Below are 13,512 nucleotides of genomic sequence, written 5' to 3'. Positions count from 1 at the left end.
ACAGGAATCACGGAAATGTCTGACACTCAACGGCTGCGCGGGTTCGCCCCGCTGCTCGCCGTCTCGCTCGCCCTGTGCACGACGGGTACCGCCGCGGCGCTGCCCTCGGGATCGAGCTCGGGCTCCTCCGAGGGCGCGAACCCGATCTTCGCCGAATCCGCACAGTACAACGTCGGCGGCCTCGGCCCTGCCTTCGGCTCGCAGACCATGGCCTACGCCGACTTCAACGGCGACGGGAAAATGGATGTGGCCGCCACCGGCATCGTCGACGGCGTCGGCATCATGTTCGGCGACGGGACCGGAGCGCTACGGCGAAACCAATTCGTGCACACCGAAGTCGGCGCCAACGCCGTCCAGGTCGCCGACTTGAACGGGGACGGGGCACCCGACCTGGTCGTCACCAACTTCCTGAGCATCTCGGTGCTGCTCAACGACGGCCACGGCAACTTCCACGTCGACCGCACCTACGCCACCGACTTCAACCCCGACGTCACCTACCGCACCGGCGGCATTCCGTTCGGCGTCGCACTCGCCGACTTCGATCACGACGGAAACATCGACATCGCGTTCAACAGCCTGCTGCCCGCGCCCGGCGGTGTCGGCATCATGCACGGCGACGGGCACGGGCAGTTCAGCCAACCCCAGTGGTACGGCGTGGGATTGAGCAAGGCCAGCGTGCTGGCCGGTGACCTGGACAACGACGGCTGGCCGGATCTGGCCTTCCATGATCTGGCCACCTCCGGGGTCTGGGTGATGCTCAACGACCGGCACGGCGGGTTCCTGCCACCACGCTGGAATCTGGCCGCGCTGCCCAGCGAGGATCTCAAACTCGCCGACGTCGACGGGGACGGCAACCTCGACCTGGTCACCGCCAATGTCGCCGGATTCAGCGTCGGCGTGCACTGGGGCGACGGGCACGGCAACTTCAGCCCACCCCAGCTGATCGGGCCCGCGCTCGCGCCGTGCACGATCGCGATCGGCGACTTCGACGGCGACGGCATTCCCGATATCGCTGTGGGACAGTATGTTCCGTCCACCGCCATGATCTTCAAGGGCGACGGCCACCGCGGCTTCACCTATGTCGAGCAGCACACCATCGGACTGGGACCGCAGGCCATGGAAGCGGTCGATCTCAACGGCGACGGCCGTCCCGAACTCCTCAGCATGAGCAGCGCGTCGGAGGACGTGTCCGTGCTGGTCAACCGCAGCGGCGAAAGAGGCTGAATCATGCGCACATCCTTGTCTCGCACCGCGGGCTCCGCGGTGGCCGTCCTCGGCGGCGCGCTCGCCGTCGCCGCGGCCACCGCACCGCCCGCGAGCGCGGTCGAACCGACGCTGTCGTTCGGGACCAGCTTCGGCGGCACCAGCATCAACCACTTCACCACCGTGCCCAACGGGGCGCTGTTCGACGCCGACATCGTCACCCTGCAACCCGGGATCAACGCCGGGATCGTCGGGGTGCTCGCCGATGCCACCCCGCTCGACGACACCTGCGCGACCGGCTCGTTCGTGTTCCATCCGAAAAACGGTGCGCCGGAAGTTGTTCCGGTCGGCGTCAGCTGCGGCCTGCCGTTCCCGTTCCTGGTCGCCGCGGCGCGCCCGGCCGGTGACTACGCGGAAGTGTGCGGCGTGGTCGACGTCGCACCCGCGCGACCGGCCGGCGCGGCCGCAGTGCAGCACACCGAAACCTGCTTCCGATTCCCCAACGACTAGAGGCCCCGATGACCGACATCCCAACCCGTCTGCTCACCGTAGTCGCGGCGACCGCCGCGCTGACGCTGTCGATGGCGGCGTCCGCGACCGCGGATGCACCGGATCCGGTGCCCTCCGCTGCGGACCTTCCCGAACGCCCGGCCCAGCAGGCCCCGGTGTTGCTGCCGCCGTTCAACTTCAACGCGAACATCCTCGGCTTCGATTTCAAGCACACCAATCAGTTCCCGGCCGGAGTCACCTTCGACGGCGCGGTCTGGGCGGTCAACCCCGACTGGCAGATTCTCACCATCGGCTGGCTCGCCGACCTGGCGCCCTTCGACACCTCCTGCGCCGCGGGCAGCCTGGTCCTGCAGACCAAATCCGGCCAGATCGAACAACATCCGCTGTCGCAAGCGTGCTCCAACGGCTACCTCTACGGCCTGCTGTCCGACCACCCGGCCAAGGACTACTCGATGGTGTGCATGTCCTCGGCCACCGTCGGCGATCGCGGCGAACGCGCCTGCTTCCGATTCATGAACTGACCGATCACTCCACCGCTACGGCCGGTCGGCTCCGAAGAGCCGGCCCGCACTCGCGAAAACCTCATCCAGGAGATGATGAAGAAGGAATCGACCGGACTGCAGCCGCGCGCAACGCAGCCGCATCGAAGAGATCGTCGTTGCGCGAGCAGACCACGCTGGTTCACCCGAAGGGCAGACCTCCCGTACGGGAGTACCACTATCAGCAACACCGGATCCCTTGAGCCGCCGAATCCGTCTGCGATGACATCAAAATGGCACTCTGTTGCCCAACGAAGCCGCGCACAACACCCTGACCAGCAGAAACAGACAGTCCTTCATTATCCACCCACCGATGAAGAAGGACTCAACCCCAACGGGCCACTCTCGAACCGGCTGAAAGTGGCACTCAAAGTGGCACTTCAGAGGCACAAAACGGCCACCGAGCGGCCGAAATGCCTGGTCCTAGCGCATCACTTTTTCATCATCTCGTAGAACCCCCAAGATCATGCGCTGACGTGGCAATCTTGGGGGTTCTACCTATCCTGACCTGGCATTTCGCCATCCCAACGCATCCCGCCCGATCCGACTGATACCCTTCGATTCCCACCATTCTGGCCGCAAAATGGCACGCAAAATGGCACTGAAATTCCCATGCCATCCCACCGATTCCGCTGCATCGACCACGCGGACGTCTGCCAGGATTCCGACCGGCAGCCCGGACGACACGCGATCTGCGATCTCTGGGTTATGAGCCAACGGGTTGCCGTTCCACTCCTTCCATCACATGCCACCGCATCCCGTTCGTACAGGTCAACAGAATTTCCGCCGTCCCCGATATCCGCCCGATCCCACTGGGTCCAATGGTTCCCATGCTGTCGTGATGCCAAATTTGATGCCAAATCACCAGCGCTGACCAGCAATTTTCAATCCCAGTTGGCGGCCGACGACCGCAGCGGCGGACGGCAACAACAACTGCTCGCATGGACACGTGATCCCAACCGAACTAGCAAATGCGATAAGTTCTGCTTTAGTATCGGGGATGTGTCCGAACCCGCGAACGTCGCGCCTCATCGTCGACCCGGAGGCGGCACGGCGCAGTTCCGACAGGCCGTGCATCGCGCGGTGCCCGACGTCATCTCCGAGGGTCGCATCAACAACGTTGGAATTCTCGAGATCAGTCGCCGACTCAGGGTGCACGACGGCTCGGTCAACCGTCGGCGGCGAATGCGCGAGAATCTGGTCCTCGATGTGATGCTCACGATGAGCGAGCGCGAGTTGTCGCTGCCCGACGCGGGCAGCCCGCAGGCGGATCTCACCGGGATCGCCACCGATCTCATCGCCTACCTCTATACCCCTCGGGGGCACGGTCTCACTCGGGCCCTGATCTTCGTATCAGACTCCAAACAGATCAATGACACTCATAACGCGTTCTGGGACAGGCGCTATCGCGCAGACGGGGTCATGATCGCTCGCGTCGCGCGGCGTGGGGAACTACCTCCCGATACCGACGCCGGAAGGTGCTCGAATTGCTGATCGCGTCGATTCATTTTCGCCGCTACCTGACCCCGCGAGCCGATGGACGGGCAGTTCGTCGACCGCCTCGTCGCCTCCGTGATGCGCGCCTTGCAGACCGCAACCACCGACAAGGAGACCCTCGATGACTGAACGAGCCAATATCCTGATCACCGGAGCCAGCTCCGGGTTAGGAGCGGGCATGGCACGCGAATTCGCCGCCCGCGGACGCAATCTCGCCCTGTGCGCACGTCGCGTCGAGAATCTCGAACGGTTGCGCACCGAGCTGTTGGACGCCCATCCCGAGATCACGGTCGCCATCGCCCGCCTCGACGTGAACGATCACGATGACGTGTTCGCGGTGTTCGAGCGGCTCAGCCGGCAGCTGGGCGGTGTGCACCGTGTGATCGTCAATGCTGGGATCAGCCACGGCCGCCCGGTCGGCACCGGCGGGTTCGCCGCGAACCGGGCCATCGCCGAGACGAATTTCGTTGCGGCCCTGGCCCAATGCGAGGCGGCCATGGAGATCTTCCGCGGCCGGGGCGATGGCCACCTGGTGGTGGTCTCCTCCATTGCCGCGTTGCGGGGAATGCCCGGCTTTCAGGCATATTCGGCCAGCAAGGCTGCCGTCGCCACCCTCGCCGAGGCGATTCGTGCCGATACCTTGGCCACGCCGATCAACGTCACGACCCTCTACCCGGGCTTCATCGAATCCGAGCTCGGAGTCGCCGACCACAAGCCACCGTTTCGCGTCTCCACCGAGAAGGGCGTGCGCGCGATGGTGCACGCCATCGAAGCCGAAAGGGCGCGCGCAGCGGTGCCGCCCTGGCCGTGGGCTCCGATCGGATTCGCTCTCCCCCGGTTGCCGCTGCGGCTACTCGCCAAGCTCGGCCAGCGGTAGGGCGCCCTCGTCGTCCCGGGCGGCGCCGTCATCCCGCGGCCGAGAACGTCGACCCGGGCCTGATCAATGCCGGTAAGGAGACGGTGACCGTCCATCCGGGGGCGTCGTTCTTCGACTCGGCGTTGTCGTTCGGCAAGGTGTCGTCCATCCCATCATCACCGACCTCGCGGTCCTCGATGTGCGAGACGGCACGCTGACACTGGCGAACTCGCGCCCGGCGTGAGCCTCGACCGAGTCCAGGCCGCCACAGGCACCGAACTCGACATCGACAGTCGCCGCGCGCGGTGAGGATTCACGACGCTGCCCGTATGAGCGGGCAGCGGCGTGGCGGTCAGATCCGCTCCACCTCGATGATCATTCCCGCGGCGCGCAGCCGAGCGGTGAGCGCATCGCCCATCGCCGAGGCCGGAGTGAGCAGTCCCGCCTGCTCGGGCAGTTCGTCGAAGGCCAGACACAAACCGGACTGGCCCAGAAGTACCGCGGTGGCCTGATAGCCGGGATCGCCGGTTCCTGAGAACGTGGCGCGGTACTTCGTCCCGGAGGTGGTCTGCGCGATGGTGCGCATAGTGAACCAGCCACTGCGACGGGACTTTTCACTCGGACCGGTGCCGGGCTTGGGCATGACCCGGTCGAGAATCCTGCGGCCCGCCGTCGACCGGGACAGCAGCGCGGTCGTGGCATGCGCTGCTTCGAGACCACCCGCGATACCCGCGGCCACCAGCGGCGCGGCGAGCGAGGAGCCCGCGCTCATCACCTCGCTGTAGCGGAAGCTCTTACCGTATCGCCAGCCCAGCAGGCCATTGGAACGACGCACGATCTTGGTGTTGTGGGCGGCCATCAAGAACGTCGCCACCCAGCCGTCGAGGGTGGGGTCGATCGACGAGGCCCGCCGCAGCGCGCGGTCACTCTGCGGACCGAGGTCGGGCTCGAGCGACTCGTCGGGCGACAACGAATTCGGGCGCGACATGATCGACGACTTCGCCGGATCGGCGAGCAGGGCCTCGGCAGTGGCGCGGCCGGAGTCGAGAGTGCCGCCACTGACACCGCCCTTCAGTGACGCCACGAGAGTGACATCGGTCAACTCGCCGGCAGCGTCGGCGACACTGCGCTGATAGAGCTGGTAAACGCTCAGGTCGGACGGAATCGAGTCGTAGCCACAGGAATTCACGATCTTCGCACCGGTGCGCTCGGCCTGCTGGCCGAAGCGGTCGATGCAATCGCGGATGAACACCGGCTCCCCGGTCAGGTCGGCGTAATGCGTACCGTGCTCGGCGCATGCTTGCACCAGTGGCGTGCCATAGCGCAAGTACGGGCCGACCGTGGTGACCACGACCTTGGTGCGTGACGCTAGGTCGGACATGCTGGCCTGATCGTTCGAATCGGCCTGTACCAGCGGCCATTGCGCGGCGGCGGAACCGAGTCGGCTGCGCACCGCGGCCAGCTTGTCCCGTGAGCGTCCCGCCAGCGCGATGCGTGCCCCGGCGGGGGCGGACTGTGCCAGATACTGCGCCGTCAGCACCCCGACGAAGCCGGTTGCTCCGTAGAGCACCAGATCGAATTCCCTGTCAGCCATGAACCTTTTCCTGTCGTCGTGGTCACGCTGCCGGTAAGGGGCGGAGCCGCTCACCCGCGCCGTGTATACGGCGTTAACATTAGAACTTGATGTAAACGCCGTCAACATGAGGCCCGTCGCACTCGCCTAATCGCGCCGCGACCTGAAACCATCATGCTGCCATTAAAGCGGAAGTTCTTGCTTTTGCCTGGGTTGATGCCTACTCTGGGCGAGCGGCCGCACCCGTGAGAACACCTCGACCCGAACGGAGGTCGGCTGTGGCGTCCCCGAAACCATCCGGCTGCAACCGCCCTCGTCGACGAGGTGCCCAATCCCGCAGCCAGCGTTCGCGATACACCGTGGTGGTGCGTCCTCGACCACGCCGAGCGCGTGCTGAGGCGTACCACCGCCCGCGATCCCGGCTGCCGTTCGAAATATGAGGTACCGCATATGACCAGGACGTTGTTGAAGGGTGCCGCGATCCTGAGCATGGATCCGTCCGTCGGCGACCACCGTCGCGGCGACGTGCTCGTGGACAACGGTGTACTCGCTCATGTCGGGCCGCCCATCGAAGCCGTCGACTGCGAGATCGTCGACGCGTCGGACGCCATCGTGATGCCCGGCCTGATCGACGCGCACCGGCATCTCTGGTACGCGGGCATTCGCGGCGACGACATGAACGCGACCATCTTCGACCTGTACACCGGCTCCTGGGGCAAGCTCGCGGCCGCATTCACACCCGAGGATGTCTACGCATTCACACGCGCGGGAATCGCCAACGCGCTCGACTCCGGCATCACCACACTCTTCGACTGGTGCCACGTGATCAACACTCCGGAACATGCCGAAGCCGCAGTGCAGGCCCATCAGGAGATGCGGATGCGCGCAGTGTTCGGCTACGGCGAATCGATGACGCAGAAGCTGAGCCCCGTCCTCTCCGACGCCGAATCCTGGCGACACGCAACACAATTGCGTGAGCGGCATTTCGCTTCCGACGACGCACGCCTCACCATGGCGCTCGCCCTGCCCGGACTCGATCTGTCCACGCCCGAGACCACGCGCACCGACATCGCCGCCGCCCGTGCGATGAACGTCCCGATGAGCTTCCACCTCGGCGTCCCGATGGGTCCACCGCCGAATCTGTCGATCAAACGCCTGGTCGAATACGGCCTGCTCGGCTCCGATATGAGCTTCGCACACTGCTGCAACACCACCGCCGAAGAGTTCCGCATGCTGGCCGACCATGGCGGCCATGCGATTTCGTGTCCCAGTTGCGATGCCTCCCTCAATCTCGGCGCGTCGCCGTCGCGACGGATGCGCGAGAACGGGCTGGCGCCCTGCTTCGGCGCGGATGCGGTGTCCGCCGGTAGTGGCGACCTTTTCGAGGAGGCGAGGCTCGGATTGTGCATCGAGCGCAGCGACTACGGGCTCGATCGGTTCGCCCGCGGCGAGGCCGTCGTGGCTCACGGCGACCGCATCACCACTCGACAAGCCCTCGAGGCCGTCACCAGCGTCGCGGCGCACAGTTGCTGGCTCGGCGATCGAGTCGGCACGCTCACCCCGGGCAAGCGCGCCGACCTCATCCTGTTGCGCGCTTCGGATTCCAATCTCTGGCCCGCCAGCAACCTGCTCGACACGGTCGTCTCTTCGGCACACTGCGGCAATGTCGATGCGGTCATGATCGATGGTGATTTCGTGAAGCGGGACGGGTCGCTCGTCGGCGTCGACACGGCGGCCATCCGCGCTGACCTCGTTCATGCCCGTGATCGCCTCTACGCCGCTGCGGATTACGACGGCATCGAGCCAACCCTGGCAAGGCTGGGCTCGCAACCATCAGGCCACTGATCCGAGGTATCAACGAGATCGGGGGGCCGGGGCGTCTCGAGCACCGCCCGGCCACCCGATCCGGGTGAGGCGATCGGCCCAGAGCACCATCCGGGGGTCCGTCCACGGCTTCTCATGGATATCAGGCCGCCGCGTCATCTCCATCAAGCCATCGCCAGCACGATCGTTTGGGGTAGAAGAGAACTACCTGCGGGATGCGGCTGCGCGACCACCCCCTTGGATGCCGCCGAGTTGATGGGAGTGCTTGTCATGATCCACCAACGCAATCGAATCGGCGCCGCACTCGCGGCCAGTACTGTCCTCGCCCTGGTACCGACGACGGCTGTCGCTCCAGCCGACCCGGTTCCCGTGGTGGCACCAACACCCGCCGCAGTCCAGCCACCTGCCCCGACCAACTCGGTAGTGTTGGACACCACTGCCCGCTCGCTCAGCCTGCAGGGAGTGCTCAATGCCCGCGATCTGGGCGGTTACCGCACCATGGACGACCACGAGGTGCGCACCGGGCTGATAGTTCGCAGCGGCGACCTGGGCAAGGCAACCGACGCCGATCTCACAACGCTGACCAGCGACAACCTGCGGATCATCGATGACCTGCGCAGCCAGCCCGAGCGGATGATGCAGCCTGATCGGGTGCCTGTCGGCGCGGTGGAGAATTCTGACGACATCCTCGGTTCGATGTCACCGCAAGAATTACTCGGCCTCGGGTCGCCGCAGCAACTACTCGGGCAGTTCGCGGGCGGGCAGGCCAGCGCCGGCGAGTATCGCGAATTCGTCACTTCGCCCGGCGCCGGCCGGCGGTTCGCCGATGTGATTCACGACATCATCGAAACTGCTGATGGTGCCGTGCTGTACCACTGCACGAGTGGCCAGGACCGGACCGGTTGGACGTCGGCGGTGATCCTGACCATCCTGGGTGTCGATCGCAGCACGGTGACCTACGACTACCTGCTGTCGAACTACTACCACGACAATCCCGACACCGTGTCGATGGATCTACTCGACGACGCCTTCGACCAGGTCCAGCAGACGTACGGCAGCTTCGCCAATTACGTTCACGAGGGACTTCACCTGACCGACGCCGACATCGCGGCGCTACGCGCAAAGATGTTGCAGTAGCATCGTTTTCGACGCCGGTTCGCAACCGCCATCGAGCCGATGTTCGGCAGTGCGGGATCGTCAGCGGGACCTGCTATTTCGTCATTCCGAGTACCGCTGCCATAAGCCCGAAATCGGGACCGAAGTCTTCCATCTTGCCGGTCCGGCAGCCGTCGGATTTCATCTGGATGCGCTCGCAGAACAGGCTGACGATCTCACCGTCGGCTACCGAGGCGCCAAAGCTGAAGTGTTCGCGCGCGAACCGGCCCTGCCGGTCGACCGCGCGGTCGAGGTTCTGCATGGTCAGCGGGAGCAGGTCGACGGTCTCGGTGACCCCGGCCGCATTGGCGCGCAGCTGGTTGGTGACCGCGGTCAATCCGGTGAGGGTGCCGTTCAGCTGATCGGAGTACTGCGAGAACGCGCCACTGGTGTTGGTCAGGAAGGCATTGAGCTGATCCAGCGTGGCCTGCAGGCCCGGGGCCTGATCGGCCAGAAGCCCGCTCATCTGGGTCATCTTGTTGCTGAAGTCGCGCACCGAATCGTCATTGTCGGCGAGCATGCTGGTCAGCTCGTTGAGCTTGATGATGATGGTGGAGATGGCGTCCTTGTTGTCGACGCCGGTCTTCAGCGCACCCGAGAGGGCATTGAGCACATCGCGCATCTTCTCGCCGTTGCCGTTCATCATCGGATACAGGACCCGGCCCGACAGGGGACCCAGACCATCTTGTCCCTCTTGGGGTTTGAGCGAGGCGGCGAAGCTGTCGATGGTTTTGAGCATGGTGTCCAGTTCGACCGGGGTCTTGGTCTGCCGGGTGGTCAGGTGCGCGCCGTCGGGCAGTGTATCGCCGCCGGTGTAGCGCGGGGTGAGCTCGATGTGGCGGTCGGTCACGATGGACGGCGAGATCAATGCCGCCTGTACGGTTTTGGGTATCTGTACGCTGTGCTCGACGCTCATGTGGACCTCGACGTATTCACCCTTCGGGACGATCTTGTCGACCTTGCCGACTTCGAGGCCGAGCACGGTGATCGGGTTGCCCTCGAAAATGCCCGCCACACTGAGGAAGTCGGCGGTGAAATGCTGAGTACCGGCGATCGGGTTGGTAAACGCCGAGCAGCCGCCGACGAGTAGCGCGGTGGTTGTGAGCAAGGCCGTGAGGAGTGCCCGGCGGGTCGTGGAGGCAGATCTGCGGATGGTCGGTTCGGTCCGGCGATCGAGGCTCATGGGCTGTGTCTTTCGTGGGCACGATGTGCGGTGAGGACCGGGTGCGGTCACGGCGGGATCGTCACGGCACCAGGCGGTTTCACGGCCGCCGGAACAGCTGTGACAAGGGGGTCGGTTCATTGCGGGCAGGCAGCCCGTGACCGGGGACCAGGACGCGGAAGGACCGCCCCGCCAGTCGCAGAGCCGTGTCCAAGGTCTCGGACTCATCGTGGTTGAAGACCTGGGGAAGCAACTGGGGGCCGGTCTCAGGCAGGAGCGGATGTCCGGTGACCAGCGCGTCGCCGGAGAACAGGACTCCCTCCGACGGCATCAGATACGCCGTGTGACCGGATGTGTGCCCGGGAGCCGGTATCGCGAGCAGCGCCCCGGGCAGCCCCGCGAGCGTGTCGTCGTCGACGGCGGCGGCGGTCGGCACGGTCATGTTGACGTGGCCCGCGACCGCTCGCGCGGTGTGAATGACCCATCGGCGGCCGGGCGCGGTGGCGAGCTGTTTGAACATGTCGGTGGGCGTGATCTGTTGCAGGTAATCGCGTTTGGCGTGGCGGACTTCTTCGGCCCCGGTGTAGACGGGCACGCCCGCCCGCTCGACGAGGGCGGGGATGGCCCCGATGTGGTCGAGGTGGGCGTGGGTGACCAGCACCGCCGCCAGATCGGTGAGCTGATAGCCGATTTGGCTGATCGAGCTCACGACGTCCTCGGTGTCGCAGGGATAACCGGCATCGATGAGAGTGACACCGCCGCCGTCGCCGATCAGCGCCCAGTTCACGTTCGTTCCGGCGACCACGTAGACGGAGTCGGAGACCTGATCGATCTTCACAGGGCCGTCCTCACTGCTGGATTCGGTGTTGGATGACGCCGACGCCGTCGATTTCCAGGCGCAGCTCGTCGCCGGGCGCCAGCCAGCGGCCCAGCTCCATGCCGCTGCCACCGGGCAGGGTGCCGGTGGACAACAGTTCGCCGGGGTAGAGCCGCTCACCCCGGGAGACGTGCGCGATCGCCTCGGCCAGCGAGTAGCGCATGCCGTGAGTTCCGGTGCGCGAGACCGTGGTTCCGTTGATCGCCACGGTGGCGGTGAGGCGGTCGAGCCGGTCGGCGACGGCCGTCCCCGCCACGGCCGTCGCCGACATCGAGGTGGTGAAGTGCTTGGAGCGTTGCGGTCCGAAGCCGGAGCGCATCTCCGCCCACTGCACGTCGCGGGCGGAGAAGTCGTTGACGACCACCACCGCCGCAATCGCGGCCGCGGCCTGCTCGAGCGTGGCGTTCTCGAGCGGTGCGCCGAGCACGACACCGAGTTCGAGTTCGAAATCCAGTGCGCGGCTGTAGGGCGGGAACGGAATCGGGACCCCGGACGGGACGATGGTCAGCGCGTTGGACATGTAGTAGATCGGCTCGCGGTACCACAGCGCGTTCGGCCGGAAGCCCGGAAAGGTACGGCGGGTGGCGATTTCGTAGGCGTGCCCGATCCGATAGCCCGCGGGAACGAAGCGGCGGGCTAGACCGCGCGCGGCATCGACGGCGTGTTTCTCGAAGACCATGAAGTCGCGGAAAGAAGCCGGACAGAAGGGCAGCACCGCGGCGCCGTCGCCGAGTCCCAGGGCGTCGTAGCGCGCGAGTTCGAACTCGGCGGTGAAGGCTCGCGGCACCGGGAAGGCGTCGGCGGCGGGCACCGATTCCTCCACGATCGTCCACCCTTCACCGGTGTCGACGTAGAGGTCGATGCGTCCTTGGGCACGGTTGAGGCCGCGCCGCCAACGGGGCGCGAAAACAACGGATTCGTTCATACGGTCACCGCCGCGGTCGCGGCGGGCAGCAGATGCTGGCGCAGGAACTGGGTCGAGAGCTCCTCCCACAACACGGCATGTCCCATGGCGCAGTGGTCGTCGTCCGCGTACAGGGCGAGTTGCCCGCGCACGGCACCGGCGGCGAGATCGATGGAGTCCTGCGGGCTGGCCAGACTGTCGTTGGCGCCGTTGACGACCAGGATCGGGATCTCGATGTCGCGGTATCGGTCGGCGAGGGAGAGATTCGCGAGTTTGCGCGAGAGATCCAGGGGGCTGTTGGCGCCGAGGGTCTGGCGGAACGTCGAAATCAGGATCTCGGGCTTCCCGATGGAGCTGGATCCGCCGAAGCTGTGATCGGTCAGAACACCGTTGGCGACCGCGACCTTCAACCGGGGTTCGACCGCGGCCATCCGTGCGGACCAGTAGGCGCCGAAGCTGAACCCCATCATGCCCAGCCGGTCGGCATCGATGCGCGCATCGGCGGCCAGGAAATCGATGACCTTCGAGTACACCGCCTGCGACGCGTCCGACATCGGCTCGCGGTAGGAGTAGGTGCCGGGCATCTCCATCACGAAAGTGCCGAGGCCCGAATCACGTTGTGCCAGCAGCGGAAGCAGGGCCTCGGCGATGGTGCCTTCGAGCCCGTTGGTGACCAGCACCGTGGGCACCGGCGCCGCGGCGGTGGCGGGCAGCATCAGAAGGCCGCGCACCCGATCGGAATTCCCGACCGGGATCTCGACGGCTTCGACCGTGACACCCATCGCCGGTGCCAGCGCGGTGACCAGGATCTCGCACAGCCGATAGGAGCGTTCGTAGGCGCGCAATCGGCCCGGGCTCCAGCCCGGCCAGCCCGCATGGAATTCGTACACCAGCGCTTTGATCAATGCGTCCAGCGCTACCGCCGCGTCGGCGGACTCCGGATGCTGGGCGCAGAACCGCTGTGCGGCAAGGGGATCGGCGACCGTCCCGCGGTCGGCCAGCAGTGTCACCGCGGGGGCGAGGAGATCGCCCAGCGCCCGCAGATCGGTCGTAGCGGTGGGATCGAGCAACCGTTGGGTGCTCGGCCCGCCCAGCTTCGCCAGTGCTTCGTCCGCGCGTGCCAGATACTCGCTGGCGAAGCTGCCCCAATAGGTGCTCCAGTGGGTGTCCTCGAAGGAGCGGCACCCGGCCATCTGGAGCCGGAATTGATCCTCGGGCATGCCGCCGAGATGGGTGAACCGGTCGGCGTGCAGCTTAGGCAGAAACGGGGTGACGCCGAACCTGTGGGTGGCGCGTTCGGTGGTGCGGGTGATCGCGCACGCGGTGACCATGACGCGTTTCGCCATTTCCGGCATCGGCATCGTCCAACCTCCAAATCGCTGAAACTTCTGCTTTAGCGAGCGTAGGCCGGG

The 13,512-nt window shown here is 65.8% G+C and carries 12 protein-coding genes and 1 pseudogene; 8 read left to right on the top strand and 5 right to left on the bottom strand.

All coding sequences use genetic code 11. The annotated features are described in order from the left end of the window. Nucleotides 1–15 precede the first annotated feature (15 nt). From GPX89_RS08070 to GPX89_RS44370, 6 genes and pseudogenes are all read left to right on the top strand, one after another. Nucleotides 16–1,224 (top strand): FG-GAP repeat domain-containing protein, encoded by a 1,209-nt coding sequence (locus tag GPX89_RS08070; protein ID WP_157386580.1) that lies wholly within the window; start codon nucleotides 16–18, stop codon nucleotides 1,222–1,224. Nucleotides 1,225–1,227: 3 nt separating this feature from the next. After that, complete coding sequence (locus tag GPX89_RS08065) at nucleotides 1,228–1,713, top strand: hypothetical protein (protein WP_157386579.1); 486 nt, start codon at nucleotides 1,228–1,230, stop codon at nucleotides 1,711–1,713. A gap of 8 nt (nucleotides 1,714–1,721) precedes the next feature. Further along, nucleotides 1,722–2,234: a hypothetical protein gene (locus GPX89_RS08060; protein ID WP_157386578.1), complete on the top strand. Its 513-nt coding sequence runs from the start codon at nucleotides 1,722–1,724 to the stop codon at nucleotides 2,232–2,234. Nucleotides 2,235–3,254: 1,020 nt separating this feature from the next. Next, nucleotides 3,255–3,746 carry a TetR-like C-terminal domain-containing protein gene (locus GPX89_RS45785; RefSeq protein WP_157386577.1) on the top strand — a complete coding sequence of 164 codons (492 nt, stop codon included), beginning with the start codon at nucleotides 3,255–3,257 and terminating at the stop codon, nucleotides 3,744–3,746. A 124-nt stretch (nucleotides 3,747–3,870) separates the two neighbouring features. Then, on the top strand, nucleotides 3,871–4,626 hold the full coding sequence (locus GPX89_RS08050) for an SDR family oxidoreductase (protein ID WP_157386576.1): 756 nt from the start codon (nucleotides 3,871–3,873) through the stop codon (nucleotides 4,624–4,626). Between the two features lie 38 nt (nucleotides 4,627–4,664). Further along, a pseudogene (locus GPX89_RS44370) lies at nucleotides 4,665–4,766 on the top strand (succinyl-CoA--3-ketoacid-CoA transferase); the annotation flags it as partial. Nucleotides 4,767–4,957: 191 nt separating this feature from the next. Here GPX89_RS44370 and GPX89_RS08040 read toward each other — a convergent pair. Continuing rightward, on the bottom strand, nucleotides 4,958–6,199 hold the full coding sequence (locus GPX89_RS08040; RefSeq protein ID WP_157386575.1) for a saccharopine dehydrogenase family protein: 1,242 nt from the start codon (nucleotides 6,197–6,199) through the stop codon (nucleotides 4,958–4,960). Nucleotides 6,200–6,628: 429 nt separating this feature from the next. On the opposite strand from GPX89_RS08040, the gene GPX89_RS08035 reads away from it, so the two are divergent. Together GPX89_RS08035 and GPX89_RS08030 are read left to right on the top strand one after the other, a co-directional pair. Continuing rightward, nucleotides 6,629–8,023: an amidohydrolase family protein gene (locus tag GPX89_RS08035; protein ID WP_157386574.1), complete on the top strand. Its 1,395-nt coding sequence runs from the start codon at nucleotides 6,629–6,631 to the stop codon at nucleotides 8,021–8,023. Between the two features lie 114 nt (nucleotides 8,024–8,137). After that, nucleotides 8,138–9,139, top strand: a complete 1,002-nt coding sequence (locus GPX89_RS08030) for a tyrosine-protein phosphatase (protein ID WP_235946697.1) — start codon at nucleotides 8,138–8,140, stop codon at nucleotides 9,137–9,139. Nucleotides 9,140–9,212: 73 nt separating this feature from the next. Here the strand turns inward: GPX89_RS08030 and GPX89_RS08025 are convergent, their stop codons facing one another. The 4 genes from GPX89_RS08025 to GPX89_RS08010 all read right to left on the bottom strand — a co-directional run bounded on the left by GPX89_RS08025 (nucleotide 9,213) and on the right by GPX89_RS08010 (nucleotide 13,461). Continuing rightward, nucleotides 9,213–10,340 carry an MCE family protein gene (locus tag GPX89_RS08025; protein WP_157386573.1) on the bottom strand — a complete coding sequence of 376 codons (1,128 nt, stop codon included), beginning with the start codon at nucleotides 10,338–10,340 and terminating at the stop codon, nucleotides 9,213–9,215. Between the two features lie 79 nt (nucleotides 10,341–10,419). Next, nucleotides 10,420–11,157, bottom strand: a complete 738-nt coding sequence (locus GPX89_RS08020) for an MBL fold metallo-hydrolase (protein ID WP_328601596.1) — start codon at nucleotides 11,155–11,157, stop codon at nucleotides 10,420–10,422. Nucleotides 11,158–11,167: 10 nt separating this feature from the next. Then, nucleotides 11,168–12,121, bottom strand: coding sequence for a fumarylacetoacetate hydrolase family protein (locus GPX89_RS08015; RefSeq protein WP_157386572.1), 954 nt, complete (start codon nucleotides 12,119–12,121; stop codon nucleotides 11,168–11,170). Beyond that, nucleotides 12,118–13,461, bottom strand: a complete 1,344-nt coding sequence (locus GPX89_RS08010) for an alpha/beta hydrolase family protein (RefSeq protein WP_235946696.1) — start codon at nucleotides 13,459–13,461, stop codon at nucleotides 12,118–12,120. Before GPX89_RS08010 ends, GPX89_RS08015 begins: the two co-directional genes overlap by 4 nt. Between the last annotated feature and the right edge of the window lie 51 nt (nucleotides 13,462–13,512).

Source organism: Nocardia terrae (genome assembly GCF_009760405.1).
GTDB classification, from domain to species: Bacteria; Actinomycetota; Actinomycetes; order Mycobacteriales; family Mycobacteriaceae; genus Nocardia; species Nocardia terrae.
This window is presented reverse-complemented; position numbering and strand designations above follow the sequence as displayed.

Bases quoted from the DNA above. Each gene is read 5' to 3' on its own strand.
- GPX89_RS08070 (WP_157386580.1), top strand. From the start codon at position 16: ATGTCTGACACTCAACGGCTGCGCGGGTTCGCCCCGCTGCTCGCCGTC.
- GPX89_RS08010 (WP_235946696.1), bottom strand. From the start codon at position 13,461: ATGCCGATGCCGGAAATGGCGAAACGCGTCATGGTCACCGCGTGCGCG.
- GPX89_RS08050 (WP_157386576.1), top strand. From the start codon at position 3,871: ATGACTGAACGAGCCAATATCCTGATCACCGGAGCCAGCTCCGGGTTA.
- GPX89_RS08065 (WP_157386579.1), top strand. From the start codon at position 1,228: ATGCGCACATCCTTGTCTCGCACCGCGGGCTCCGCGGTGGCCGTCCTC.
- GPX89_RS08060 (WP_157386578.1), top strand. From the start codon at position 1,722: ATGACCGACATCCCAACCCGTCTGCTCACCGTAGTCGCGGCGACCGCC.
- GPX89_RS08030 (WP_235946697.1), top strand. From the start codon at position 8,138: ATGGATATCAGGCCGCCGCGTCATCTCCATCAAGCCATCGCCAGCACG.
- GPX89_RS08025 (WP_157386573.1), bottom strand. From the start codon at position 10,340: ATGAGCCTCGATCGCCGGACCGAACCGACCATCCGCAGATCTGCCTCC.
- GPX89_RS08035 (WP_157386574.1), top strand. From the start codon at position 6,629: ATGACCAGGACGTTGTTGAAGGGTGCCGCGATCCTGAGCATGGATCCG.
- GPX89_RS08015 (WP_157386572.1), bottom strand. From the start codon at position 12,121: ATGAACGAATCCGTTGTTTTCGCGCCCCGTTGGCGGCGCGGCCTCAAC.
- GPX89_RS08040 (WP_157386575.1), bottom strand. From the start codon at position 6,199: ATGGCTGACAGGGAATTCGATCTGGTGCTCTACGGAGCAACCGGCTTC.